Source organism: Curtobacterium sp. MCPF17_050 (assembly GCF_003224435.2).
Lineage (GTDB): Bacteria > Actinomycetota > Actinomycetes > Actinomycetales > Microbacteriaceae > Curtobacterium.
In genome coordinates this window covers 700885-723848 of sequence record NZ_CP126250.1, presented here as the reverse complement: position 1 = coordinate 723848, position 22964 = coordinate 700885, and the positions used below count along the sequence as shown (strand labels likewise).

25 protein-coding genes are annotated in these 22964 nt (G+C 72.4%); 11 read left to right on the top strand and 14 right to left on the bottom strand.

What is annotated here, in order from left to right; all coding sequences use genetic code 11:
- Positions 1-78: 78 nt before the first annotated feature.
- From DEJ34_RS03475 to DEJ34_RS03465, 3 genes are all read right to left on the bottom strand, one after another.
- Positions 79-360, bottom strand: a complete 282-nt coding sequence (locus DEJ34_RS03475) for a pyrophosphorylase (RefSeq protein ID WP_110823592.1) — start codon at positions 358-360, stop codon at positions 79-81.
- Positions 361-544: 184 nt separating this feature from the next.
- Complete coding sequence (locus tag DEJ34_RS03470) at positions 545-2386, bottom strand: DEAD/DEAH box helicase (RefSeq protein WP_110823591.1); 1842 nt, start codon at positions 2384-2386, stop codon at positions 545-547.
- 114 nt (positions 2387-2500) lie between these two features.
- The gene (locus DEJ34_RS03465) at positions 2501-3283 is read right to left on the bottom strand and encodes an SDR family NAD(P)-dependent oxidoreductase (RefSeq protein ID WP_110911433.1); all 783 of its coding nucleotides are present in this window, start codon (positions 3281-3283) and stop codon (positions 2501-2503) included.
- 130 nt (positions 3284-3413) lie between these two features.
- On the opposite strand from DEJ34_RS03465, the gene DEJ34_RS03460 reads away from it, so the two are divergent.
- The 3 genes from DEJ34_RS03460 (at position 3414) to DEJ34_RS03450 (ending at position 7064) form a co-directional block, all read left to right on the top strand.
- On the top strand, positions 3414-3983 hold the full coding sequence (locus DEJ34_RS03460; protein ID WP_110911434.1) for a TetR/AcrR family transcriptional regulator: 570 nt from the start codon (positions 3414-3416) through the stop codon (positions 3981-3983).
- A gap of 311 nt (positions 3984-4294) precedes the next feature.
- Positions 4295-6361: an MDR family MFS transporter gene (locus DEJ34_RS03455; RefSeq protein ID WP_110911435.1), complete on the top strand. Its 2067-nt coding sequence runs from the start codon at positions 4295-4297 to the stop codon at positions 6359-6361.
- 85 nt (positions 6362-6446) lie between these two features.
- Positions 6447-7064 (top strand): TetR/AcrR family transcriptional regulator, encoded by a 618-nt coding sequence (locus DEJ34_RS03450; protein WP_110823587.1) that lies wholly within the window; start codon positions 6447-6449, stop codon positions 7062-7064.
- Between the two features lie 100 nt (positions 7065-7164).
- On the opposite strand, the gene DEJ34_RS03445 is transcribed toward DEJ34_RS03450, so the two are convergent.
- The 4 genes from DEJ34_RS03445 to DEJ34_RS03430 form a co-directional block, all read right to left on the bottom strand.
- The gene (locus DEJ34_RS03445; RefSeq protein ID WP_110823586.1) at positions 7165-8370 is read right to left on the bottom strand and encodes a helix-turn-helix domain-containing protein; all 1206 of its coding nucleotides are present in this window, start codon (positions 8368-8370) and stop codon (positions 7165-7167) included.
- An 87-nt stretch (positions 8371-8457) separates the two neighbouring features.
- A complete protein-coding gene (locus DEJ34_RS03440; protein WP_110823585.1) occupies positions 8458-8718 on the bottom strand; it encodes a hypothetical protein in 261 nt (86 codons plus the stop codon).
- A 123-nt stretch (positions 8719-8841) separates the two neighbouring features.
- Entirely contained in the window at positions 8842-9009 is a 168-nt protein-coding gene (locus tag DEJ34_RS03435; protein WP_181419415.1) for a hypothetical protein, read from the bottom strand.
- 215 nt (positions 9010-9224) lie between these two features.
- Complete coding sequence (locus tag DEJ34_RS03430; RefSeq protein WP_110911436.1) at positions 9225-10190, bottom strand: helix-turn-helix domain-containing protein; 966 nt, start codon at positions 10188-10190, stop codon at positions 9225-9227.
- Between the two features lie 108 nt (positions 10191-10298).
- Here DEJ34_RS03430 and DEJ34_RS03425 point away from each other — a divergent pair, with 108 nt between their 5' ends.
- Positions 10299-10661: a hypothetical protein gene (locus DEJ34_RS03425; protein ID WP_110911437.1), complete on the top strand. Its 363-nt coding sequence runs from the start codon at positions 10299-10301 to the stop codon at positions 10659-10661.
- 117 nt (positions 10662-10778) lie between these two features.
- Here the strand turns inward: DEJ34_RS03425 and DEJ34_RS03420 are convergent, their stop codons facing one another.
- The 6 genes from DEJ34_RS03420 to DEJ34_RS03395 all read right to left on the bottom strand — a co-directional run bounded on the left by DEJ34_RS03420 (position 10779) and on the right by DEJ34_RS03395 (position 13504).
- The gene (locus DEJ34_RS03420) at positions 10779-11048 is read right to left on the bottom strand and encodes a GlsB/YeaQ/YmgE family stress response membrane protein (protein WP_110823582.1); all 270 of its coding nucleotides are present in this window, start codon (positions 11046-11048) and stop codon (positions 10779-10781) included.
- A 357-nt stretch (positions 11049-11405) separates the two neighbouring features.
- Positions 11406-11969, bottom strand: a complete 564-nt coding sequence (locus DEJ34_RS03415) for a hypothetical protein (protein ID WP_110911438.1) — start codon at positions 11967-11969, stop codon at positions 11406-11408.
- Positions 11966-12541, bottom strand: a complete 576-nt coding sequence (locus DEJ34_RS03410; protein WP_110823580.1) for a DUF6286 domain-containing protein — start codon at positions 12539-12541, stop codon at positions 11966-11968. The genes DEJ34_RS03415 and DEJ34_RS03410 overlap by 4 nt, the downstream gene beginning before the upstream one ends.
- 11 nt (positions 12542-12552) lie before the next feature.
- Positions 12553-12870 (bottom strand): hypothetical protein, encoded by a 318-nt coding sequence (locus tag DEJ34_RS03405; protein ID WP_110911439.1) that lies wholly within the window; start codon positions 12868-12870, stop codon positions 12553-12555.
- Positions 12867-13058 carry a DUF2273 domain-containing protein gene (locus DEJ34_RS03400; RefSeq protein WP_110823578.1) on the bottom strand — a complete coding sequence of 64 codons (192 nt, stop codon included), beginning with the start codon at positions 13056-13058 and terminating at the stop codon, positions 12867-12869. The genes DEJ34_RS03405 and DEJ34_RS03400 overlap by 4 nt, the downstream gene beginning before the upstream one ends.
- Entirely contained in the window at positions 13055-13504 is a 450-nt protein-coding gene (locus DEJ34_RS03395; RefSeq protein WP_110890377.1) for an Asp23/Gls24 family envelope stress response protein, read from the bottom strand. The genes DEJ34_RS03400 and DEJ34_RS03395 overlap by 4 nt, the downstream gene beginning before the upstream one ends.
- 274 nt (positions 13505-13778) lie before the next feature.
- Between DEJ34_RS03395 and DEJ34_RS03390 the strand changes: the two genes are divergently transcribed.
- The 3 genes from DEJ34_RS03390 (at position 13779) to DEJ34_RS03380 (ending at position 17649) form a co-directional block, all read left to right on the top strand.
- Entirely contained in the window at positions 13779-15125 is a 1347-nt protein-coding gene (locus DEJ34_RS03390) for an alpha/beta fold hydrolase (RefSeq protein ID WP_110911440.1), read from the top strand.
- Positions 15122-16711, top strand: a complete 1590-nt coding sequence (locus DEJ34_RS03385) for a GMC family oxidoreductase (RefSeq protein ID WP_110911470.1) — start codon at positions 15122-15124, stop codon at positions 16709-16711. Before DEJ34_RS03390 ends, DEJ34_RS03385 begins: the two co-directional genes overlap by 4 nt.
- Positions 16712-16821: 110 nt before the next feature.
- Positions 16822-17649, top strand: coding sequence for a DNA-formamidopyrimidine glycosylase family protein (locus DEJ34_RS03380; RefSeq protein ID WP_110911441.1), 828 nt, complete (start codon positions 16822-16824; stop codon positions 17647-17649).
- Between the two features lie 19 nt (positions 17650-17668).
- On the opposite strand, the gene DEJ34_RS03375 is transcribed toward DEJ34_RS03380, so the two are convergent.
- Positions 17669-19537, bottom strand: coding sequence for a family 43 glycosylhydrolase (locus DEJ34_RS03375; protein ID WP_110901379.1), 1869 nt, complete (start codon positions 19535-19537; stop codon positions 17669-17671).
- Positions 19538-19704: 167 nt separating this feature from the next.
- On the opposite strand from DEJ34_RS03375, the gene DEJ34_RS03370 reads away from it, so the two are divergent.
- From DEJ34_RS03370 to DEJ34_RS03355, 4 genes are all read left to right on the top strand, one after another.
- Positions 19705-20217: a DUF427 domain-containing protein gene (locus DEJ34_RS03370; protein WP_110911442.1), complete on the top strand. Its 513-nt coding sequence runs from the start codon at positions 19705-19707 to the stop codon at positions 20215-20217.
- Entirely contained in the window at positions 20214-20531 is a 318-nt protein-coding gene (locus DEJ34_RS03365; protein ID WP_146234147.1) for a hypothetical protein, read from the top strand. The genes DEJ34_RS03370 and DEJ34_RS03365 overlap by 4 nt, the downstream gene beginning before the upstream one ends.
- A 127-nt stretch (positions 20532-20658) precedes the next feature.
- Positions 20659-22383 carry a discoidin domain-containing protein gene (locus tag DEJ34_RS03360; protein ID WP_110911443.1) on the top strand — a complete coding sequence of 575 codons (1725 nt, stop codon included), beginning with the start codon at positions 20659-20661 and terminating at the stop codon, positions 22381-22383.
- Positions 22384-22464: 81 nt separating this feature from the next.
- On the top strand, positions 22465-22779 hold the full coding sequence (locus tag DEJ34_RS03355) for a hypothetical protein (RefSeq protein ID WP_146232783.1): 315 nt from the start codon (positions 22465-22467) through the stop codon (positions 22777-22779).
- Positions 22780-22964: the final 185 nt, after the last annotated feature.

Here is a 22964-nt window from a genome sequence, read left to right as displayed (position 1 = left end):
GATCTGGGGACGGCCGGCCCGGTACGACGACGCCCGGGCCGTCGAACCAGTCGACGACCCGGGCGCTGTCGGGCGGTGTTACGCGCCGCCACCCGCGGTGAAGATGTCCTGCGAGATCTTGTCGAGCTGCGTGCGGAGCTGCTCGAGCTCCGTCTTCGCCTTGTCCAGCGCAGCCTTGGTCTCCGGCCACGTCGAACCACGGAAGTTCGCAGCCAACGGCCCGTCCCACACGTTCGAGTCGGACAGGATGCGCCCCTGCGCATCGAGCTGCGAGATCTGGTCCGTGAACCCACCGTTCACGATGGACTGGATCTGACGGATGGCGGTCTTCGCCTGCTCGGTCGAAAGCACACGCGACATGGTGAACCCCTCTTCTCTTCGTACCTGCACCCCCGCGCAGAAGATCCCCCGGAGGCTCTGACGGGGTCCACAGTACCGAACCGCGCCGCAGGCACACCAGGGTGTGCACAGGAACGACGGGAGGCCCGGTACCAGTGGTACCGGGCCTCCCGTCAGTGGTCGGTCGCGTGCGCGGCCGGTCGTGTCAGTCGCGCGTGTGACGCGGCTTGCGCGCCTCGCGGTCGTCGCCGTACCCGCGGTCGTCGCGACCACCGCGGTCGTCCCGGTCGCCGTAGCGCCCGCCGTCACGGCGCGGACCGCTGTCTCGGCGGATCGGGCCGCGACGGTCCGGCTGGATCTCGATGAGCTTCCCGCTGATCCGGGTGTCGCGCAGTCGGTCGAGGACGTCCGAGCCCATGTCCGACGGCAGCTCGACGACGGAGAAGTCCGGGCGGATCTGGATCGCACCGAAGTCGTCGCGGCGGAGGCCGCCCTCGTTGGCGAGGGCGCCGACGATCTGCCGGGGCTCGACCCGGTGGCGGCGGCCGACCTCGATGCGGTAGGCCGTCATGGGGACCGAGCGACGTCGGCGGTCGCCGCCGTCGCGCTCACGGTCGCCGTCCCGGGCGGGACGGTCGTCACGGCTGCGGCGCTCGTCGCGCTCGGCCTGCTGGCGGACGCGGTCGTCGGCCGGGTCGAGGAGGAGCGGGGTGTCGCCCTGCGCGACGACCGCCAGCGCCGCGGCGACGTCCGACTCGGGGACGTCGTGGTGCTCGACGTAGTGCCCGATGATGTCGCGGAACGCGGTGATCCGGGACTGCTGCTCGAGGGCCGCGGTGATCGCGTCGTCGAAGCGGGTGAGGCGGGTCGAGTTGACGTCCTCGACGCTCGGCAACTGCATCTGCGTGAGCGGCTGCCGGGTGGCCTTCTCGATCGCCGAGAGCAGCCGGCGCTCGCGCGGGGTGACGAAGCTGATCGCGGCACCCGATCGACCCGCGCGACCGGTGCGGCCGATGCGGTGCACGTAGGACTCGGTGTCCACCGGGATGTCGAAGTTCACCACGTGCGTGATGCGGTCGACGTCGAGTCCGCGGGCGGCGACGTCGGTCGCGACGAGGATGTCGAGCTTGCCGGACTTCAGCTGGTTGACCGTGCGCTCACGCTGGGCCTGGGCGACGTCCCCGCTGATGGCGGCGGCGGCGTACCCGCGGGCGCGGAGCTTCTCGGCCAGGGTCTCGGTCTCGCTCTTCGTGCGGACGAAGATGATCATGCCCTCGAAGTCCTCGACCTCGAGGATGCGCGTGAGGGCGTCGACCTTCTGCGGGTACGAGACGATGAGGTACCGCTGCGTGGTGTTCGCCGAGGTGGTCGTCTTCGCCTTGACCGTGATCTCGGCCGGGTCGTTGAGGTACTGCTTGGAGATGCGGCGGATCTGCGCGGGCATCGTCGCGGAGAACAGCGCGACCTGCTTGGTGTCCGGCGTCTCGGCGAGGATCGTCTCGACGTCCTCGGCGAAGCCCATCTTGAGCATCTCGTCGGCCTCGTCGAGCACGAGGTACTTCAGCTCGGACAGGTCGAGGGTGCCCTTGGCGATGTGGTCCATGATGCGACCCGGCGTGCCCACGACGACGTCGACCCCGCGACGCAGGGCGGACAGCTGTACGCCGTACGCCTGGCCGCCGTAGACGGGCAGGACGTGGACGTTCTTCATGTGCGACGCGTACTGCTCGAACGCCTCGCAGACCTGGAGCGCGAGCTCACGGGTCGGGGACAGCACGAGTGCCTGCGGCAGCTTGGCGCCGGACTCCATGCGGGAGAGCACGGGGAGCGCGAAGGCGGCGGTCTTGCCGGTGCCGGTCTGGGCGAGGCCGACGACGTCGCGGCCCTCGAGCAGGGTGGGGATGGTGGCGGCCTGGATGGCGGAGGGGGTCTCGTACCCGATCTCCTTGACGGCCTTGAGGACGGCATCGCTGAGCCCGAGGTCGGCGAAGGTGATCACGGGCTCCTCGTCGACGGCTTCGGTGGGGGTGTTCGTCTCGGTGCTCATAGGAGGAACGGTATCCCGTTTTCGGACCGCACCCCAGACGGCGCGGGGCGGACGGGACGGACGGGAGGCCCGTGGCGGCGCCGCCACGGGCCTCCCGTCCGTCGTGCGGCCGGTTCAGACGACCGACCAACCGCCGTCACTCGGCAGGACCGCCCCGTTGACGTTCGCGGAGTCGTCGCTGAGCAGCCAGGTGATGGCGGCCGCGAGCTGCTCCGGCTGCGCCACCGGCGGGATCGTGGTCTGCATGATCGGGCCGACCCGACGGGCGGCGTACTCGCTCCGCATCGGGGCCTCGATGTTCGTCGCGACCGCACCCGGCGCGACCGCGTTCGCGCGGATGCCCTGCGGCCCGTGGAAGAAGGCGACGCTCTTGGTGTAGCCGGCGATGGCGTGCTTGGACGACGTGTACGCGGCTCCCGCGGCGGATGCCTTGAGCGCCGCCTCGGAGGCCACGTTGACGACGGACCCACGGCCCGCGGCGATCATGAGCGGGAGCACGGCACGGGTGAGCCGCATCGGCCCGGTGACGTTGACGCTGAACACCCGCTCCCACGTGGCGTCGTCGACCTCGTCCGGCGGCAGGAACGCGTCCATGATCCCGGCGACGTTCGCGAGCGCGTCGACTCGGTCGCCGGCGACGGCGAGCAGCGCCTCGATCGTCTCGGTGGCTGCGACGTCACCCACGACGGTCTCGACGTCGAGTCCGGCGCCGTGGACGAGCTCGCTGCGGAGCGCGTCGAGCCGGTCGGCGACGACGTCGGTGGCGATCACCCGGCCGCCCTCGGTGGCGATGCGGAGGGCGGTCGCGCGGCCGATCCCGGAGCCCGCTCCGGTGACGATCACCGTCCGGCCGGCGAAACGGGCAGCGGACGCGCTGGCTGGTGCTGGGTCGGTCATGGTGTCTCCTCGTCGAGCAGCCGACGGGCGGGTCCCACCGGCGACGGTCGCCCGTCGGCACAGTTCTAGCACTCAGTGCCGGAAGTCACCAGAGTCCGGCGCCCGGACGACCGCGTGGCAGGATCGGCCCATGGCAGATCGGCCGACCGGGCGACCCCGCACGATCGACCCGGACCGGGTGTCGCTCGTCGCGCTCCGCCTGTTCGACGAGCGCGGGTACGACCTCGTCTCGATGGACGAGGTCGCCGCCGCTGCCGGGGTCAGCCGGCGCTCGCTCTTCCGGCTCTTCCCGACGAAGGCGTCGCTCGTCTGGGGTGGCCTCGACGAGTTCGCCGAGCGCCTCACCGCAGCCCTGGACGCCCGCCCCGCTGACGAACCCGCGCGCGCCGGCCTCCGCGCCGCCTACCGTACGGCCGCCACGTTCCCCGACGCCGTGGTCGAGACGACCCGGCACCGACTCCGGGTGATCCGGGTGAACCCGACCCTCGCCCGCGAGGCCCCCCGGTTCCCCGGAGGCACCGAGGAGCACCTGGTCCGCTTCGTGGCCGAGCACGACGGGGTCCGGGCAGACGGGCTCGCGCCCGCGGTCACCGCAGCGGTCGTGATCGGGGCGGCGACGGCGGCACTCCGGTGGTGGGCCGAGCAGGACGACGGTCGCCCGGAGGACGCGGTCGACCGGGCGCTGCGCGACCTCTCCTGAGCAGACGTCCGCACCGTCCGCACCGTCCGCAAGGTCCGCGAGGTCCGCGAGGTCCGGAAGGTCCGGGGAGATGGTTGCGTCATGGAACTATCGGGTGTAACTTTGCATCGTCTGCAAGGTTTCACGGCGCGCAGCAGCCCTCGCGATCCGTCCGGATCCCGGCCTCCGCCCGACCTCGCCACCGCCCGACGACGCGTCCGCCGCCCGGGCACATCGATGAAGAAGGACCCCCATTGTCAACAGCCACCGCAGCGACCTCGGTGCAGGACAGGCACGCCACGACCGCTGGCGCGCCCGGCCAGCAACCCCTGATGACCCACCGTCAGATCCTGCTCGTCATCTACGGCCTCATGGCGGGCATGTTCCTGTCCTCGCTCGGACAGACCGTCTTCGGCACCGCGATCCGCACGATCGGTGACGACCTGCACGGGCTCGACCAGCAGGCCTGGGTCACGACGGCGTACCTCATCACGTCGACGATCGCGACGCCGATCTACGGCAAGCTCTCGGACGTCTTCGGCCGTCGTCCGCTCTACATCTTCGGCATCGTGGTGTTCATCCTCGGCGCCGTGCTCTCGTCGATGTCCACCTCGATGCTCATGCTCGCGGCCTTCCGCGCCGTGCAGGGCATCGGTGCCGGTGCACTCATGTCCCTGCCGCTGGCGATCATGGGCGACATCCTCGCCCCGCGTGAGCGCGCCAAGTACCAGGGCTACTTCCTCGCCGTGTTCGGCATCTCCTCGGTCATCGGCCCGCTCATCGGCGGTCTGCTCGCCGGCGCGTCCGAGATCCTCTTCATCACCGGCTGGCGCTGGGTGCTCCTCATCAACGTGCCGATCGGCATCGCCGCGCTCGTCATGGTGATCGTCTTCCTGCACCTGCCGAAGGTGCACGACACGAAGGACAAGCCGGTCGTGGACTGGTGGGGCGCGACCGCGGTCATCGTCACCCTCGTCCCGCTGCTCCTCGTCGCCGAACAGGGCCGCACCTGGGGCTGGGGGTCGGCGGCCGCGATCGCCTGCTACGTCATCGGCGCGGTCGGCCTCGTCGCACTGCTGCTCATCGAGTCGAAGATGGGCGACGCGGCGATCATCCCGCTGAAGCTCTTCCGCTCGGGGACGTTCTCGATGGCGACCGTCATCGGTTTCCTCGTCGGGTTCGCGATGTTCGGCGCGATGCTGACCATCCCGCTCTACCTGCAGATCGTCGTCGGCCTCACCCCGACCGAGTCCGGGTTCGCCACGCTCCCCCTCGTCGGCGGCCTCATGATCGCCTCGATCGTCTCCGGTCAGATCGTCGCCCGCGTCGGTCGGTACCGGGTCTTCCCGGTGATCGGCACCGCGCTCGTCTCCGCCGGGTACGTCGTCCTGACCTTCATGACGATCGACAAGCCGCTCTGGTTCCTGATGATCGGCATGTTCCTCATCGGGCTCGGACTCGGTTCGGTCATGCAGTCCCTGACGCTCGCGTCGCAGGGATCGGTCGAGGCGCGGGACATGGGCGTCGCCACCAGCTCGGCGACCTTCTTCCGCCAGATCGGCGGCACGCTCGGCACCGCCGTGCTCCTGTCGATCCTGTTCTCGGTGATGCCGACGAACATCGTCCACGCGACGGCCGACAAGGCCGACCTGACGTCCGCACTCGACGCCGCACTCGACCCGCGGGTCGCCAGCGCGAAGGCGAACCAGGGCGTCATGGACCAGATCTGGAACCCGATCGTCGACCCGGTCCAGGACAGCATCGGCTCGGGCCTGGCGCGCGCCACCACCGCCGCGAAGCAGGCCGCCGACCAGGCCGTCACCGAGCAGGTCACCACCGCCGTCCAGGCGCAGGTCGCCGCCGGCACGCTCCCCGCGGCGGCCGCCGAGACCGTCATCGCACAGCAGGTCTCCGACGCCACCCCGCAGGCCGAGGCCACCGCGCTCGCGACGGCAGCCGACCAGGCGCACGCCAGCGTCGTGGACGGCAAGCTCGCGGTCGACTGGGAGGACGCCGGACAGCGCACCTACTGGGTCGACCAGGTCGTCCCCGACCTCGCGAAGCAGATCGAGAAGGGCGCGCACGACGACTCGAGCGCATCGGCCACCAACGACACCTCGTTCCTGACCGGCGCCGACGCCCGCCTGACCCGCCCGTTCATGGCCGGCTTCAACGCCTCGTCCGTCGCGATCTACTGGGTCGGACTCGGTGTGATCCTGCTCGCGTTCGTGCTCACCTGGTTCTTCAAGGTGCCGCCGCTGCGGCAGCGCTCGGCCCTGCAGGAGCAGGCGGACATGTCCGCGCAGGCACAGCTCGAGACCGACGCCGGTCTCGCCGCTGCCGAGGCAGGCTCGTTCACTGGTCCGATGACCGGCTCCACCCCGACCCAGCGTCGGTGACCACCCGGGCCGCCCGTCCGCTCGCCGTCCCCTCGGCTGCGCGCGGGCGGCCCGTCCTCGTCTCCCCCACCCCGGAGGTCCTCCCGTGACCACCACGGCAGCACCCGCACACCCCGACGGCACCGAGCCGTGCACGCTCCGCGAGCGCAAGAAGCAGCAGACGCGCCAGGCGATCCACGACGCCGCTCTGACGCGCGTCACCGAGCAGGGGCTCGACGGGGTCACCGTCGAACAGATCTGCGCGGACGCCGACGTCTCCCCCCGGACGTTCTTCAACTACTTCTCGTCGAAGGCGCACGCCGCGATCGGGCTCGACACCGTCGAGGTCCCCGACGTCGTGCGGGACCGGTTCGCAGCCGCGGATGGTCGGCTCGTCGACGACGTCTGCACCCTCGTCGCGGACACCGTCCCGCTCGCCGCCGACCGCGCCCGCGCGAAGGAGCTCCTCGTCCGTCGCCCCGAGATGACCTCGATGGTGATGCGCTGGATGGCCGAGTCCCGTCAGGCCCTCATCGCCGCGGTGACCACCCGGACCGACGAGGACACCGCCCGCACGGCCGTCGCCCTCGTCATGTCGGCGCTGTCCGAGGCCGCCCACCGCTTCACCGTGCAGTCCCAGGCGGACCTGGCCGTCCGCCTCCGCGCCGTCGTCGCCGAGATGGTCGCGCTCGCCACCGCAGCGCCCGCCACGACCGAACGCTGACGCGCGGCGTCGTCGGGACGCCGGACGGGAGGCCCACCCGGCCCCGTGCCTCCCGGCCCGTCAGCCCGTCAGCCCGTCAGCCCGTCAGCCCGTCAGCCCGTCAGGAGCGTCGCTCCGGCCAGCCACCGCGACGGCGACGGTCGCGGAGCTCACGGAGGAAGGCGCTGGGCGTCGTGCCCCGCTCCTCCCGGAAGAGCTGCTGCAGGCGTCGCGGCCGGAGGCCGGCCGCCGCCGCGATGTCGGCCACCGAGCACGCCCCGTCCAGGTGCGCCTCGATGTAGTCGACCGCCCGCCGGATCCGCCACGACGACCCGCCGTCGGGGCGCTGCGACGTCGACGCACGCAGCGTCGCCGATGGGTCCTCGCCGAACCGCGCCCGGTAGGCGACGGCGAACCGACTCGGGTTCGTGAACCGCCAGGTCCGGGCCACCTCGAGCACGCTGTTCGGCGACGCACCGCGGAGGAGCTCCCGCCGGACCTCGTCCAGGCGGTGGTCGCGCAGGAACCCGTTCGGCGTGACGCCGAGGGTGCGGGCGAACACCTCCTGCAGGCCGCGCTCGCTGAGTCCGGCTGCGGCCGCGATGGCCGGGACGGAGGGGCGGTCGCGTGCGTGCTCCTCGATGAACGCGATGGCGTCCCGGATCCGGCTCGCGGTCGGGACGTCGTCGCCACGGTCCCGCACGGGGAAGGTGTCGAGCACGACCGTGGCGAGCCGGCGGTTCAGGGCCGTCCGCATCGCGCCGCGCACCCGGTCGTCCATGAGCGTCGGGCTGACCTCACGGAGCAGACGCCGGAGCGGCCCGTACCGCGCGATGCGTTCGTCCTGCTGGTCGAACAGCACCGGCCCCGAGGGCATCCGGTAGCCGAGCTCGGCCGCGGTCCGGCGCAGGAACGCGTCCGAGATGTGCACGCCGTTGTAGACCGTGCCCTCGGAGGCGAAGCGGTACGCCTCGGACGCAGAGGCGATGTAGGGCGTCCCCGGCTCGATCACCCGGGACCGGTCCGCGAAGTGCATCTCGAGGCGGCCCTGCTGGAGCCAGAACAGCACGTGGTCGTCCCGCGGACCGATCACGCCACCACGACGGCCGCCGTGCGCGTTCATCGTGCGGAGCGTCAGGTCGGCGTCGCCGATCAGCGAGTACTCGTACCGCGTGCCCTCGGTCGCGAACGCGTCCGTGACCGTCGCGGTCGCCCCGACGAGGTCCCGACCGGAGTACTCGGACCGGAAGATCGCCGTGTAGTCCGCTCCCCCGGCGTCCGTGAACCGCTGTCGGCGGAACCCGTTGTCGTCGTCGATCGGTGGCACCGCGACATCATCCCATCCGGGGAACGCGGACCGTGACCGTCGTCCGCGGAGGGCAGGGCCGGGCGGCGCCGGTCCGGGCGTGACCCGTCAGCTCCGGAAGAGCGGCGCCCAGAACGCGTCCGGCCCGTCCTGCTGCACGGCCTCGCCGTCGAACCGGAACCCGTAGCCGCCGACGAAGTCCGCGGCGGCTGCGAGCTCGTCCACCCCGTCGTCCTGCGTGTGGTCGAAGAGGTGCACGCCGTGCCCCATCGGGACGCCGCTGTCGCTCACGATGGTGAGGTCCCAGCGGCCCTCCTCGGCGCGTTCGATGCGGACGACGGCGGCCTGGTCGGCGGTGAAGTCGGACATGACGCCGAGCCTACGCACGCGCGCCGGGTGCGGCGCCGGGAGCACGCGCGCCGGGTGCGGCGCCGGGAGCACGCGCGCCGGGTGCGGCGCCGGGAGCGGGCGGTGCCCCGGCGGCGTCCCGGGTCAGACGCCGGTGAAGAAGTCGGCGTAGGTGGGTTCGGCGGGCGTCGACCCGGACGTCCGGCGCGAGACCATCGCGTCGATCTCGTCGGGGTGGCTCAGACCGCGGCGGTGCCACTCGTCGGGCTGGCGGCGGAGGTCGTGGAGGGAGGGACGGATGCGCTCGTTCACGGTGCGCTCTTCCTGCTGGTGCGCTGGTCCCGAGGGGTTCGGAGGCGCACGGACCAGCATCCCGCGTCCGCCCGGCCGGACCAACCGCCGGGCTCCCGCGAGTACGCCGTCCGGACACGGTGTCCGCTGTGCGCACCGCCGTGGCCCTGCGGGTCCGCGCGTGCTGGGAGGGGCACCCTCGCCCTGCCCGGAACGGCCACTCCCGGACCGGTCGGTCAGCCGCCGGGACGACGGCGGAGCGTTGCCGACGGCGGTTCGCCGAACGTGGCCGCGTAGGTGCCGGAGAACCGTCCGAGGTGCCCGACGCCCCACCCGAGGGCGACCTGCGCGACGGTGGTGGTGCTCGCGTCGGCGGCGGCGAGCTCGGCGCGCACCCGGTGCAGGCGGACCTGTCGCAGGAAGTGCATCGGCGAGGCACCGGTGTGCCGTCGGAACGAGGCCTGCAGGGACCGCACCGCCACCCCGGCCGCCTCGCTGACGTCGGTGATGGTGATCGGTCGCCGGGCGTTCGCGACCATCCACTCCTGGGCGGTCCGCATCGTCGCGGGTCCGCCGTCCAGGAGCCGGGAGGGCGGGACCGGCACGGCGTCGAACGCGAGCACGACCGCCTCGGCGACCGCCGTGTCGAGCGCAGCCCGGCGGTCGCGGGCCGTCGTCGGGTCGAGCAGGGCACCGGCGGCTCCGGACACCACGGCCTTGAGGCGCTGGAGGGCCCCCGGGTCCGCCTGCCGCGCGAACTGCAGCGGGGCCGGCAGGTCACCCTGTCGTGCGGCGGCGACGGACTCCAGGAAAGCGCGGTCGAACCGGATGACGTGCTGCGCGGTCGGCACGGCATCGAAGGCGAACGCCCGCCCGGCGGGGTACATGACCGGCACGCCGGGCTGCATCTCGACAGGATCCGACGAAGCCGTGTCGAGCCGGATGCCCGGCGCGGACGCCCAGGCCAGGACGTAGTCGTCCCCGGGCTCGATGGTTCCCCAGCGACGCGCCGCCACCGAGGACGTCCCGACGGTCACCGCGTCGTCCCCGACGAGGCGGTAGCGCCACGAGAACCCCTCGGCGGCAGCCCGCCCGATGGAGATGTCCCGGCTCGAGTAGACGCGCTCGTAGAACGCGACCGCCTCGTCGACGGCGGAACCGCGGCGGTCGATGTGCACCAGGGGTTGTTCGACGGAGTCCATGCACCTCGAGGATGCCGACGACCTCCGACATCGCGTACCCCCACACCTGGCCGTCGGCTGAGCCGGCATGCTCGGCCGTCGGTTGTCTGGAGCGATGGAGACCATCGGATGAAGTACATCGTCTACGGCGACAACCGGATCATGACCGGGGACGCCATCGCCGCCGCCGCCCTCGCGTACGCCGCCGCCCTCGGGGAGAACGGCACGACCGACATCGTCGAGATCCCGACCGCCGACGAGGACGGCACCGGCGTCAAGGCCGAGATCCTGCTGGGCCCCGCGTCGCAGATCATGGTCGAGACGGCACCGGACGACGAGTTGGAGCCCGAGGACGACGACCTCGTCAACGAGCTCCGACGACGCACGGCCGAGGTGGGCGGCGGACGGTTCATCGACGCCGCGTCCTCGCACTCCGACGAGCCGGCAGCGAAGTCCCTCCGCACCGACCCACCGACGGCGTCCCGGAACTGACCGCAGCGACGTTCCGGACCTGACCGCAGCCCTGCTCGTCCCGCAACGGCGAAGAGCCCCGCACCTCCAGGTGCGGGGCTCTTCGTGGTGCCGGCGACGTGCCGGGCTCCGGCAGGGTCAGGCGCGGGAACGGCGGCGACCGGTGATCGCACCCCAGATGACGAGGACGATCAGCGCGCCGAGGATCGCGATGATCCAGGACTGGATGCTGAAGAAGCCGTCGTAGCCCACGTCGAAGATGAGGCCACCGAGCCAGCCACCGATGAGGGCGCCGATGACACCGAGCACGAGCGTGGCGAGCCAGCCGCCGCCCTGACGACCGGGGAGGATCAGCTTGGCGATGGCGCCGGCGATGAGGCCGAGGAGGATGAAGCCGAGGAAGCTCATGGGAGTGCCTTTCGAGACTGGCACCGCGAGGTGCCGTTGTGGTGCAGGGGTGTCACCCGGGGGGCGACGGAGCGGTCGAGATCGACGCTCCTGGGACCGGAGAGTGCCGGTCAGATGGTGTCGAGCAGGCCGTCACGCGACTGCTCCGCGAACAGAGCCGTCATGTCGATGGCCTCGGTCGGGGTGTCCCCGTCGACGAAGGTGGAACTCGAGGGTGTCGAGTGCATCAGACCGGTCCTTCCGTGGTGGTGCGTGTACCGCTCCACCATGCTCCCCGTTCAGTAGTTAGGCACACTACACAGTAGGTGATGCGTTATCCGGAGCATCTGCAGGACCTCGGGAGGCCCGTACGGTCCGTCACACGACGCGCGAGACCTTCGAGACGGGCACGTGCGTGCCTCCGGTGAGGTGCACCAGGACCGGCACCTGACGACCGAGGGTCCGGTCGAGGGTGGTGATCGCGGCGTCCACTGCGTCGAGGACCGTCACGGCGTCCCCGCCACGGCGGACCGCGACGCGGAGCCGTGCAGCGCGGTGCTTGCGCACCGTGTAGACATCGACCTTCGAGGAGACGACGTCGCGCACGCCGGCCAGCTCGTGGTCGATGACGTCACGGACGAGGGCCACGTTCACGGTGACCTCGTCGTCGCCCTGGGCTTCCCGCACAGCGACGGCGGTGCCGCCCCGCCCGCGGGTGAGGACCCAGACGAGCGCGAGCACGACCACGACGAGGCAGGCCGCCGCCACGACCCACAGCGAGGCCGCGGGGACCTCGACGCGGTCGGGGATGGTCACGTACGGCCGCAGTGCGTCCCGGACGGCGGGCAGGACTCCGGCACCCATCGCGAGTCCGACGACGACCGAGACGAGGCCGAGCACGAACAGGATCACCCGGTTGATGGTGCGGTTGCTCGATGTCATGACAGGGAGCCCTTCTCGCTGACGCGGACGGTGACGTGGCGGCCGAACCGCTCGTCGAGCTGTCCGAGCCGTTCAGCGACGGCGTGCTCGACGGCTGTGGAGTCCACCGGGATGCCGGACATCGGTACCACGGACACCTCGGTGCGGAGGCCGCGGGCACTCGCGGTGGTGTGCCCGTCGGGGACACCCGCGGCACGACCGGCGGCGTTCCGGGCGGTCGAGGCGACGATCGACGAGTCGATGACGACGGCGCCGCGGTCGTGCGCCACGACCGATCGGTGCTGGCGGCCGGGCTTGAGTGCCAGGACCACGAGGACGATCCCCGCGACGAGGAGCACCGCGGCGATGACCTCGATCATCGTCACGAAGGCCGCGTCCGGTGCGAGTGCGGCGTCGACCGCCGTCTGCGGGTCGGCCAGGAGCGGCGGCGCTCCGATCGCACGGAGCACCGACTCGGTGCCGATCCACGCCGCGACCAGCACGAGCACCACCAGCGCCACGGACACGGCGGTCGACCGGGACCGGTACACGCTCCGGCGACGGAGCCGACGTTCGACGGGATTGTTGCTCATGGCGTCCTCTCCTACCGGACCCGGACGTCGCGCTCGCGCACGATCCCGGTCAACTCGATGCGGGCCGCGCCGACCCGACGACCGGTGAGGGCGCTCACGCGGCTCCGGATCTCAGCGGCGGCGGACGTGGTGCGCTCGACGAGGTCCGTGCCAGCGGCGATCGGGCCGGTGATGTCCATGGCCAGTGCCCCGGAGGCGTCGCCGAGGTCCACCCGCACCCGCTTCATGGGTGCCCCGAGCCGCTCGGCGGCGACGGCGCGCGCACACGAGGTGAGGGCACGGGTGGTGATCTCGACGCGGCCCGGCACCGTGCCCGGGCTGTCCGTCACCGGGAGCTCCGGCGTCCGGTCAGCACGTCGGTCAGCGCGGCTCGGTCGACGCGTCCGGTTGCGAGTGCCGCGACGAGCGCACCCAGGGCGGCGAACACGGCGACGAGGACGAAGCCCCAGAAGCCGAACTGCAGTGCTGCGACTGCCAGGAGGGCGCCGATCAGGGCGCCGGTCAGTGTGGCGCTCATGCGACGCGCGGCTCCTTCTTGTCCTCGTCCTCGTCGTCGTCACCCGGGATGAAGACGTCCTGGATCGTGACGTTGACCTCGGCGACCTCCATGCCGACGATCTCCTCGAGCGCACGGGAGACCGCGGAACGCACGTCCTCGGCGACCTGCTGCAGGGGCACCGGGTACTCGGCGACGATGGTGATGTCGGCGGCGACCTGCTTCTCGCCGACCTCGACCTTGACGCCCTGGCTGAGGTCACGCTGCCCGATCGCACCGCGGATGGCACCGATGGCGCGGGCGGCTCCGTTGCCGAGCGAGTGCACGCCGGGGACGTCGCGGGCTGCGATGCCGACGACCTTCGCGACGACGGTGTCGTCGACGATGGTCTTCCCGGTGGACGTGGACGTGAGCGCCGAGCTGCCCGTCGACGTGGTCGCGACGGTGGTCGTGGTGGTGTCGGTCATGGTGTCTCCTTCCGATGGCCCGCCGGACGTTCCCAACGGGTGCTGTTCACGGATGAGACGGGCTGGAGAGGACGTTCGTCACGGAAGCCGCGCGACTTCCAGGTCGGTCCCAGGATCGGCCGGTCCACACGCATCGACCTGTACCCCGACGGTCGCATGCTTCCGATTGCGGCTCAGCCGATGCGCGGAGTGGCACCGATCGAGACCGAGGGTCGTGCCCGCTCGGGGTACACGGCGCTGTGGACACCGGCTCCCCCGACGGTAGGAACGACCCATGACGGCGACCGCGTTCTGCCTCCACGCCCTCGGGTCGAGTTCCGAGGAGTTCGCCGCGTTGCGGACCCGCCTGCACGGCACCCTCGACCTCGTCGGCATCGACCTGCCCGGCTTCGGCACGAGTCCGGCCGCGAGCGGCACCACCGTCGAGGAGATGGCCGTGCTCGTCGAGCGTGCGATCGGGACCAGCGGCGCCACCGAGTGGGCGCTGATCGGGCACTCGATGGGCGGCAAGGTCGCCGCGGTCGTCGCCGGCCGCACGATGAGCGGCGCGAACGGCCTGTTCGGACTGCGGGCGGTCGTGCTCCTGGCGGCGTCGCCCCTCTCCCCCGAGCCGATGGACGAGGGACGTCGGCAGACCATGCTCGACTGGGCCGCCGACCACGAGATCGGGCCGGACGAGGCCGCCGCGTTCGTGGACGCGAACACCGCGGGCCAGCTGCCCCCGCACGAGTCCGCGATGGCCGTGCACGACGTGCAGCGGGCCGATCCGGCAGCCTGGAGGGCGTGGCTGCTGCGCGGCAGTCGCGAGGACTGGTCCGACACGTTCGCGCCGAGTCCGGTGCCGGCCCTCGTGCTCGCCGGCGCGGACGACGGTGACCTCGGCCCCGACGCCCAACGTCGACTGACCCTCCCGCACTGGACCCGGGGCGAGTTCGACGTCGTGCCGGACGCCGCGCACCTCCTGCCCTGGGAACAGCCGGACGCGGTCGCCGACCGGATCCGGTCGTTCTGGACCCGACGCGTCGACCACGGGCCGACCGTCCCGACCGACTCCGCCCGTGTCGTCGCATCGCCGCGGGTGAGCGCCCGGACCCGCGGGGTGCTCGCGGAGCGCGCGCTCCCCGACGACCCGGCGGCGGAACCACATGCACTGACCCCGCAGCAGCTCGACACCCTGCGCGCCGTCGCCCGGGTGGTCGTGCCGCAGGCCGCGGACCGGGCGATCGACCTCGCGCTGCGCGTCGACGCCCAGCTCGCCGCCGGGGCAGGTGACGGCTGGCGGACCGAGGGCATGCCCGCCGATCCGGACGCGTACCGGGCGGCACTCGACGTCCTCGCCCCGGAGGCCGCGGTGTCCGACGAGCACCTCGCCGAGGTCCTCGACGCCGTGGACGAGGGCACGTACTCGCCCGCCGGTGGGGTCCTCGACGCCGGGCAGTTGCGGGCGTGGTCCGAGGACGCCGGGGTCGACCTCGTCAAGCAGTGGCTCGCCCACCCCGCGACGATGGCCGCGATCGACTACGACGGCTTCGCCAACGGCGGGGACGGCGTGCGCAAGCAGGGCTTCCAGCTGCTGGGAGCCGGACAACGCGAAGCATGGGAACCGGGAGCGACACGATGAGACTCGACCACCAGCGCCGGTACGGCGAAGACGAGGTCGTCGACGTGGTCGTCGTCGGCACCGGTGCGGGCGGCGCACCGCTCCTCGCGAGCCTGGCCCGTGCCGGCCTGCGGGCCGTCGCGCTCGAGGCCGGCCGGAACACCGAGCCCAGCGACCACCTGCCCGACGAGGTCGAGGCACCGGCGGACATCAACTGGATGGAGGAGCGGATCAGCGGCGGCGGTGCCCCGACCGCCTTCGGTCCGAACAACAGCGGCACCGGTGTCGGCGGGTCGACGCTGCACTGGGGTGCCTTCACACCGCGGCCGAGCGCGCACGACCTGCACCTGCGGTCGGACACCGGCGAGGGCGTGGACTGGCCGGTCGACCACGCTGAGCTCGTCCGCTACATCGAGCAGGTCGAGCACGACGTGGGCGTCGCCGGCCCCGAGCACTACCCGTGGGACCCCGCACGTCGGTACGCGATGCGCCCACCGGGCCGGAACGCCTCGTCGGACATGATGATGCGCGGCACCGCAGCCGTCGGGATCACCGCGACGGACGCCCCCGTCGCGCTCACCACGGAGGACCGGCACCAGGAGCACCACGGTCTCCGCCACGCCTGCGTCTCGTGCGGCTCCTGCCACCAGGGCTGCCGGAACGGCGCGAAGGTCTCGATGGACACGACGTACCTGCCGGCCGCCGTCGCCTTCGGTGCGGAGATCCGCGCCGAGGCGTTCGTGCACGGCATCGAGCTCGACGCGCGGGGTGAGGTCGAGGCCGTCGTCTACCGGCAGCACGGTCGCGAGCACCGTCAGCGCACCCGCGCCCTCGTCCTGGCGGCCGGCGGGGTCGAGACGCCCCGCCTGCTCCTGCACACCGGGCTCGCGAACAGCAGCGGTCAGGTCGGCCGGAACTTCACCGCGCACGGTGCCACGCAGGTCTGGGCCCGGTTCGACGAGTCGATGCGGTCCTACCGCGGCTACCCGTCCTCGATCATCACCGAGGACTTCGTCCGCCCGGCCGACGCCGACTTCGCCGGTGGGTACCTGATCCAGAGCCTCGGCGTGCAGCCGCTGACGTTCGCCACGTCGCTCGTGCGCGGGGGCGGGCTCCGCGGCGCGGCCCTGGTGCGGGCGATGCGGGACTACCCGCACATGGCCGGTGTCGGCATCAACGCCGAGTGCCTGCCGTACGACGACAACCGACTCGTCCTCGGCGACGAGGTCGACGAGCACGGGATCCGGAAGGCGACGATCACGTTCACGCCCGGCTCGAACGAGGAGGCCATCCGGCGCCACGCCGTCCGCACCATGACCGCGATCATCGAGGCCGCGGGCGGGCAGGACGTCCGCGTGCTCGAGCGCACCGCGCACACGATCGGCACCGCCCGGATGGGCACCGACCCCGGCGCGTCGGTGGTCGACGCGGCCGGTCGGTCGTGGGACGTCCCGAACCTCTGGATCGCGGACAACTCGGTCTTCCCGAGCGCGGTGATCGCGAACCCGGCGCTCACGATCATGGCGCTGTCCCTCCGGACGGCCGACCGCATGCTCCGCGGGGACGCTGCCGGCGACCGCGCGCAGGGGCTGGTCGCCGCCGCCTGAGCGGTCCGGCCCACCACCCGTCGGACGGGAGGCCCGTTGCCAGGTCTCCCCGTGCCTCCCGTCCGGGCCCCGGCAGCGGGCGTGTCGGTGGGCGGTCGTAGCGTCGGCGCATGCCCGAGGGTGACTCCGTCCACCGGCTCGCCGCCCGCCTGCGGCAGGTCGACGGGGCGCGCGTCGTCAGCGGCGAGCTGCGCGGCGGCGGGGCCGCGGGTCGACGTCTCGCCGGGCGTCGGGTCCTCGCGCACGCGACGCACGGCAAGCACCTGCTCACCCGGTTCGACGACGGGACGACCCTGCACACCCACATGCGCATGCAGGGCTCGTGGACCGTCACGTCCCCGGGTCGCCGGCTGCCTCCGACCGTGGCGCAGCGGGCTCGCGTGCGTCTCGGGCTCGAGGACGGCCGGGTCGTCTGGGGCATCGACCTCCCCGTGGTGGACCTGGTCGACACCGTGGACGAGCACGCGGTGGTCGGGCACCTCGGGCCGGACCTGCTGCACGAGGACTTCGACGCGGCCGAGGCCGTCCGGCGCCTGACCGCCGAGCCGGACGCCACCGTCCGGAGCGTCCTGCTCGACCAGCGACGGGTGGCCGGACTCGGCAACCTCTGGGTGAACGAACTCGGCTTCGTCCGCGGCCTGCACCCCGACCGGCCCGTCGGGGACGTCGACGCCGAGGCCCTGGTCGCGACGGCCCGGCGGATGCTGCACCACTCGGCGACCGTGCCGGAGGCGTACCAGGTCACCACGGGTCTGCTCCGACGGGGCGAACGGCACTGGGTGGTCGGCCGAGCCGGGCGGCGGTGTCTGCGCTGCGGCACGACGGTGACCGCCCGGGACGACGTGGAGGTCGTCGGCTCGCCGGCCCGACGGCTCTGGTGGTGCCCGCGGTGTCAGCCGCCACCGAGCCCGTCCGACCGGCGACCCGCCGACCCCTGACTGCGCCTCCTCGTGCGCCCTACCGCGTCGACCGGACGGTGCTCACCCGCAGGTGCTCGAACGTGCTCGTCGACCCGGCACCGCCGAGCGAGATGAGCCCGATGCGCGGCGTCGACCCGAGGTCGGCCGTCCAAGTGCCTCCCCGGACGAAGTGGCGGCCGTCGATGCTCGTGTACGCCGTGTAGCGGTGCTCCCCGTCGACGACGCGGTGCACGATCCGGAGCGTGGTGGCGTCCCCGACCGGCCCGACGACCATGTTGCCGTAGCTCGGCGCACCGTCCGGCTGACCGCTGACCTGCTTGCCGAACTCGGTCTGCCGGGTGTTGAAGATCGAGTTCGACACCAGTCGGACGTAGTTCCCGTCGTCCCCGTACACGACGAGTCCGCCCTGCCGGTAGTTGAAGGAGTCACCGGTCGCCGGGGTGTCCATCCGCACCCGGGTCTCCACGACGTAGTCCCCGGCGGGTGCCGCTTCGGTCAGCACCGAGGCGAGCGGCGTCTGCGGCGGATGCAGGTCGGCGTCCTGGGTCTGCCACCGGAAGGCGCCGCCGGAGACTCCGTACGTGGCACTGTCCGGCTGCCGGGTCCACGTGAGCGTCGGCGGCAGCGCGGTGCCGTCGAACTCGGTGGACAGCGACCGGATCGTCCGCGCCGGGACGTCGACCGGGGCGAGGCGCGGCCGGTACGCGGAGCGCTGCCCGGGCTGTGCCGCCGGGGCGGGCTCCACGGAGTCGGAGGGTCCTGCTCCCCCGCGCACCACGGGCCAGCCGCCGACCCAGTCGATCGGGTCGATGAGCGCCGGGCGCTTCGTGTACCCGGTCTGCCCGGCGTAGTACGGGTCGGTCCGGTCGACCGCGTGGTAGATCATCCAGTCCTGACCGGCGAAGTCGGTGACGACCGTGTTGTGGCCGGTGCCCACCCAGCGGTTGCCGTTCTGCGCGAGGAGGGGCGAGCCTCCCACCCGGGTGTCCGTGATCGCGACGCCGTCGCGGTCGCGGAACGGCCCGAGCGGGCTCTTCGAGCGGGCGACGAAGACGCCGTACCCGGTGAGCGATCCGTTGCAGCAGTTCGTCGCGGAGCCCATGTAGTACCACCAGCCGCCGTGCCGCATCAGGTACGACCCCTCGTACCGGTTGTCGATCGCGATCTGGCGTTCGGTCTCCGGACGCGAACGCAGGCCGTCGGCCGTGAGCTGCCGCACGTGCACGCCACCGAAGTAGCTGCCGAAGTACAGGTAGGTCCGGCCGGAGTCGGTGATGACCTCGGGGTCGAACGACCACCGGAAGCCGTCACCGTTCGGCGCGGTCTGCGGCGCGACGACGGGTCCGCCGGAGTCCGTCCACGGTCCGGTCGGGCTGCTGCTCGTCGCGACCCCGATCGCGGAGCCGCCGCCGGTCGGACCGGTCGCTGAGGGGGTGTCCGACGCCGTGTAGTACAGGAACCAGGTCCCCGGCTTCCCCCGCGATCCGGCGCGGTACACGACGTCCGGGGCCCAGATGCCGTTCGCCTCGCCGACCCAGGCCGGCTTCGTGTCGAAGGCGTCGCCGACGTACGTCCAGTTCGTCAGGTCCGTCGACCGGTACGTCGGGACACTGTGCTGCACGAGTGCGCCGTCCGGGGTCGTCTCCGTCTCCGAGATCGCGTCGGTCGTGCAGTACAGGTACCAGTTCCGGTCGCGCCCGACCCCGTGCAGGGCGGTCGGGTCGGCGCAGCTCGCGGCCGTCTCGCCGTCCGGGAGGCGCAGGGCCATCGGGTTCTGGTGCGTCGCCGCCGGGGCGTGATGGCGGGCGGTGGCGGGTGGTGCGGGAGCGGCGGTCGCGGGACCGGCCAGGGCCTGGGCCCCGACGATGGTCACGGCCGCGAGGGTGATCGCGATGGTTCGGCGCACGGGACAGCCTCTCGTCGTTGAGGAGGTGGTGTGCCCGCGAGCGTAGCCCTGCCACGGTCCTGTGGCCAGGGGTGCGTCGCCGTCGCCCCCGCGTCCCGGACGGGAGGCCCGGTGCCAGCTGGTGACGCGCCTCCAGTCCGGCGACCACAGGCGGGTACAACGGGAGCATGACGCGACGCAGCCCCGGCCACCCCGTTCCCGTGCAGCCCGGACCCGGTCAGGAGTCGGTCTGGGAGTACCCGCGGCCACCGCGCGTCGAGCGCACCGGCGCCCGTGTCGTCGTGCGCCTGGGCGGGCAGGTCATCGCCGACACCACGGCGGCCCTCCGCGTCCTCGAGACGAGCCACCCGCCGGTCTACTACCTGTCGATCGCGGACTTCGCCCCCGGCGCGCTCGTGCCGACGAGTGGCTCGAGCATGTGCGAGTTCAAGGGCAGTGCGACGTACTTCGACGTGCACGGCGGCGACGAGGTCGTGCCGCGGGGTGCCTGGACGTACCGGTCCCCGTGGCAGGGGTACGGCGAGCTGCGTGACCACGTCGCCGTCTACCCGTCGCGGATGGACTCGTGCGAGGTCGCCGGCGAACGCGTGCAGGCGCAGGCGGGCGACTTCTACGGCGGCTGGATCACCGCGGACATCGTCGGGCCGTTCAAGGGCGAACCCGGGACGCTCGGGTGGTGACACCGGCTCCGTCGCCCTCGGGCACCACCCGCCGCCGGGTCGAACTCCGACTGCGCAAGCCCTGGTTCGCCTGGGGCGCGCGACCGACCGTCACCGTCGACGGCGTCGGGCACCCCGCGCAGTGGGGCTCCGGCACCTGGGTGCTGCCGGACGAGGGCGTCGTCGAGTTCGGCGTGTACTGCATCAACCGGGGTTGGCGGTTCGGCGCGGCCGCGGTGCGGGTCGATGCCGCCACGGCGACCGGCGGCCGGATCGACTACCGCGCCGGGGTGGTGCCGATCGGGCCGGGGAGGCTCGAGGTCATCCGGAGCTGAGGCGTCGGCGCGGACGGTGCCGGTCGCGGACGTCCCCTGACGGCCCCTCGGACTGGGGCGACTCCGAGCCGTTGACCGGTGGCGTCGACGCTCCGTAGCGTTGCCCGGACACGACCGGAGGATCTCGATGCGCGCCGTCAGCAGCACCGTCACCACGACCGTCCGACTGGCCGCGGCGGTGCTCGCGGTCGTCCTGCTCGCCGCCCTGCTCGTGGCGCTGCGGACACCGGCCGCCAGCGCCGCACCGTCCGTCCTGTCGACCGGGCGGCCGGCCGTCGCGTCGTCGACCGACTCGAGTTCGCGGTCGGCCGCGAAGGCGGTGGACGGGAACACCGCGACACGGTGGGCGAGTGCGCGGACCGACGCGCAGTGGTTGCGCGTCGACCTGGGCCGCACGGCGACGATCTCGAGCATCACCCTGCGGTGGGAGGTCGCGTACGCGAAGGCCTACAAGCTGCAGGTGTCGGCCGACGCGAAGACCTGGACCACCGTCTCGAACGTGACCGCCGGCAAGGGCGGGGTCGTCCGGAAGGCGGTGTCCGGGACGGGCCGGTACGTCCGGATGCTCGGCGTGCAGCGCGGCACCGTCCACGGCTACTCGCTGTGGGAGTTCCAGGTGACGGGGACTCCGGTGGCGCCGCCCACGCCCACCACGCCGGCACCGTCGCCTGCCGCGGGGGTGCGGGTCACCGGCTCGCAGGGGAAGTGGCAGCTGACCGTGGACGGCAAGCCCTGGCTCGTCAAGGGCGTGACGTACGGTCCCCCGGCCGCCGAGGCGTCGTCGTACATGGCGGACATCGCCGGCATGGGCGTGAACACGGTCCGGACGTGGGGCACCGACGCGTCCTCCCGTCAGCTGTTCGACGCCGCCGAGGCACACGGCATCCGCGTCGTCGCCGGCCTCTGGTTGAACCAGGACGTCGACTACGTGAACGACTCCGCGTACAAGTCGAACACGCTCGCGAGCATCACGAAGACCGTCACGAGCTACCGCGACCACCGCGGACTCCTCATGTGGGACGTCGGCAACGAGGTCATGCTCGGCCAGGGCGAGGCGCAGCGCGTCGCCTACGCCGAGTACGTCGAACAGGTCGCGAAGGCGATCCACGCCGCGGACCCGGCGCACCCCGTGACGTCGACCGACGCGACGACCGAGGCCTGGGACTTGTACCGGCAGTACACCCCGAGCCTCGACCTCTACGCGGTGAACACCTACGGCGGCATCGGCTGGGTGCAGCAGAAGTGGCGGGACGGCGGCTACACGAAGCCGTACCTGGTCACCGAGACCGGGCCGGCCGGGTCGTGGGAGGTCCCCGCGGACGCGAACGGTGTCCCGCAGCAGCCGAGCGACACCGCAGCAGCGCGCTCGTACACCGACGCGTGGAAGGCCGTGACCGCCGCTCCCGGGGTCGCCCTCGGCGCGACGATGTTCCACTACGGCGTGGAGGACGACGAGCAGGGCGTGTGGCTGAACCTCCGCACCGGTGGCCTCAAGCGCCTGTCGTACTACGCGGTGCAGCAGGCGTACGGCGGGCCGGTGACCGGCAACCGGCCGCCCGTCATCCAGCGCATCGCCGCCTCGCCCTCGACGGGTGTCGCACCCGGGTCGACGGTGACCGTGACCGCTCCGGCGGTCGACCCGGACGGCGACACCGTGACCTACCGGGTGTCGGTGACGAGCCGGTGGATCGACGGCAACGGGGCGCTCCGGCCGACGCCGGTGACGACCACGGGCGACGGGACGCTGCGCATCACCGCACCGACGACTGCCGGCAACTGGAAGCTCGCGGTGTACGCGATGGACGGGCACGGCAACGCGGGCATCGAGACCGTGACGGTGCGGGTGCGCTGAGCCTGGGCAGGCGGGAGGACGTCGGCGGCTGGACAGTCGATCGAACGGTTCCTCCTGCCGATGCCGTGCAGGATGGTGGACGTGCAGGCGAACATCGCGAGGGTGACGATCGACGGCCGGGAACAGGATCGCGACGCCGACCTCGATCACCATCAGCGGTTCGAGGTCGAGACGGACGCCGGACACCACTACGTCGTGACGCGCGACGGGTCTCCGAGCGGCTCACCGTCGGAGTGGGACGTGACGCGAGCGGACGGGAGTCCCGTGGGTCACGTGCACGGGTCTGGGTGGGCCGGGGCGGGCGACCGGGCCTACCGCTACAAGCGGACTGGTGCCTGGTTCTCCGGGGGACAGCAGCACGACCTGTGGAACGCGGTGCAGTCGCTCCTGGAGTGACCGCACCGGATCGACCGGGCGCTCAGCCCCCGCTGCCGAGGACCGCTCGCGTCCGGCGACGCTCGACGGCGAGCGGAACGTCTCGGACTTCCTGGCGTCGTGACCGCTCCCCGTGGGGAGCCGCGCTCGCTTATCGGGCAGGATGACGCACGGCACTCGACGAAGGGCAGACGTGGGCAGGCGGA

Excerpts from the sequence above, each read along its gene's own strand:
- DEJ34_RS03440 (WP_110823585.1), bottom strand. The coding sequence starts at position 8,718 with ATGTCCGACTTCACCGCCGACCAGGCCGCCGTCGTCCGCATCGAACGC.
- DEJ34_RS03470 (WP_110823591.1), bottom strand. The coding sequence starts at position 2,386 with ATGAGCACCGAGACGAACACCCCCACCGAAGCCGTCGACGAGGAGCCC.
- DEJ34_RS03380 (WP_110911441.1), top strand. The coding sequence starts at position 16,822 with ATGCCCGAGGGTGACTCCGTCCACCGGCTCGCCGCCCGCCTGCGGCAG.
- DEJ34_RS03390 (WP_110911440.1), top strand. The coding sequence starts at position 13,779 with ATGACGGCGACCGCGTTCTGCCTCCACGCCCTCGGGTCGAGTTCCGAG.
- DEJ34_RS03425 (WP_110911437.1), top strand. The coding sequence starts at position 10,299 with ATGAAGTACATCGTCTACGGCGACAACCGGATCATGACCGGGGACGCC.
- DEJ34_RS03455 (WP_110911435.1), top strand. The coding sequence starts at position 4,295 with ATGACCCACCGTCAGATCCTGCTCGTCATCTACGGCCTCATGGCGGGC.
- DEJ34_RS03360 (WP_110911443.1), top strand. The coding sequence starts at position 20,659 with ATGCGCGCCGTCAGCAGCACCGTCACCACGACCGTCCGACTGGCCGCG.
- DEJ34_RS03400 (WP_110823578.1), bottom strand. The coding sequence starts at position 13,058 with ATGAGCGCCACACTGACCGGCGCCCTGATCGGCGCCCTCCTGGCAGTC.
- DEJ34_RS03385 (WP_110911470.1), top strand. The coding sequence starts at position 15,122 with ATGAGACTCGACCACCAGCGCCGGTACGGCGAAGACGAGGTCGTCGAC.
- DEJ34_RS03395 (WP_110890377.1), bottom strand. The coding sequence starts at position 13,504 with ATGACCGACACCACCACGACCACCGTCGCGACCACGTCGACGGGCAGC.
- DEJ34_RS03415 (WP_110911438.1), bottom strand. The coding sequence starts at position 11,969 with ATGACATCGAGCAACCGCACCATCAACCGGGTGATCCTGTTCGTGCTC.
- DEJ34_RS03410 (WP_110823580.1), bottom strand. The coding sequence starts at position 12,541 with ATGAGCAACAATCCCGTCGAACGTCGGCTCCGTCGCCGGAGCGTGTAC.
- DEJ34_RS03465 (WP_110911433.1), bottom strand. The coding sequence starts at position 3,283 with ATGACCGACCCAGCACCAGCCAGCGCGTCCGCTGCCCGTTTCGCCGGC.
- DEJ34_RS03460 (WP_110911434.1), top strand. The coding sequence starts at position 3,414 with ATGGCAGATCGGCCGACCGGGCGACCCCGCACGATCGACCCGGACCGG.
- DEJ34_RS03420 (WP_110823582.1), bottom strand. The coding sequence starts at position 11,048 with ATGAGCTTCCTCGGCTTCATCCTCCTCGGCCTCATCGCCGGCGCCATC.
- DEJ34_RS03430 (WP_110911436.1), bottom strand. The coding sequence starts at position 10,190 with ATGGACTCCGTCGAACAACCCCTGGTGCACATCGACCGCCGCGGTTCC.
- DEJ34_RS03475 (WP_110823592.1), bottom strand. The coding sequence starts at position 360 with ATGTCGCGTGTGCTTTCGACCGAGCAGGCGAAGACCGCCATCCGTCAG.
- DEJ34_RS03370 (WP_110911442.1), top strand. The coding sequence starts at position 19,705 with ATGACGCGACGCAGCCCCGGCCACCCCGTTCCCGTGCAGCCCGGACCC.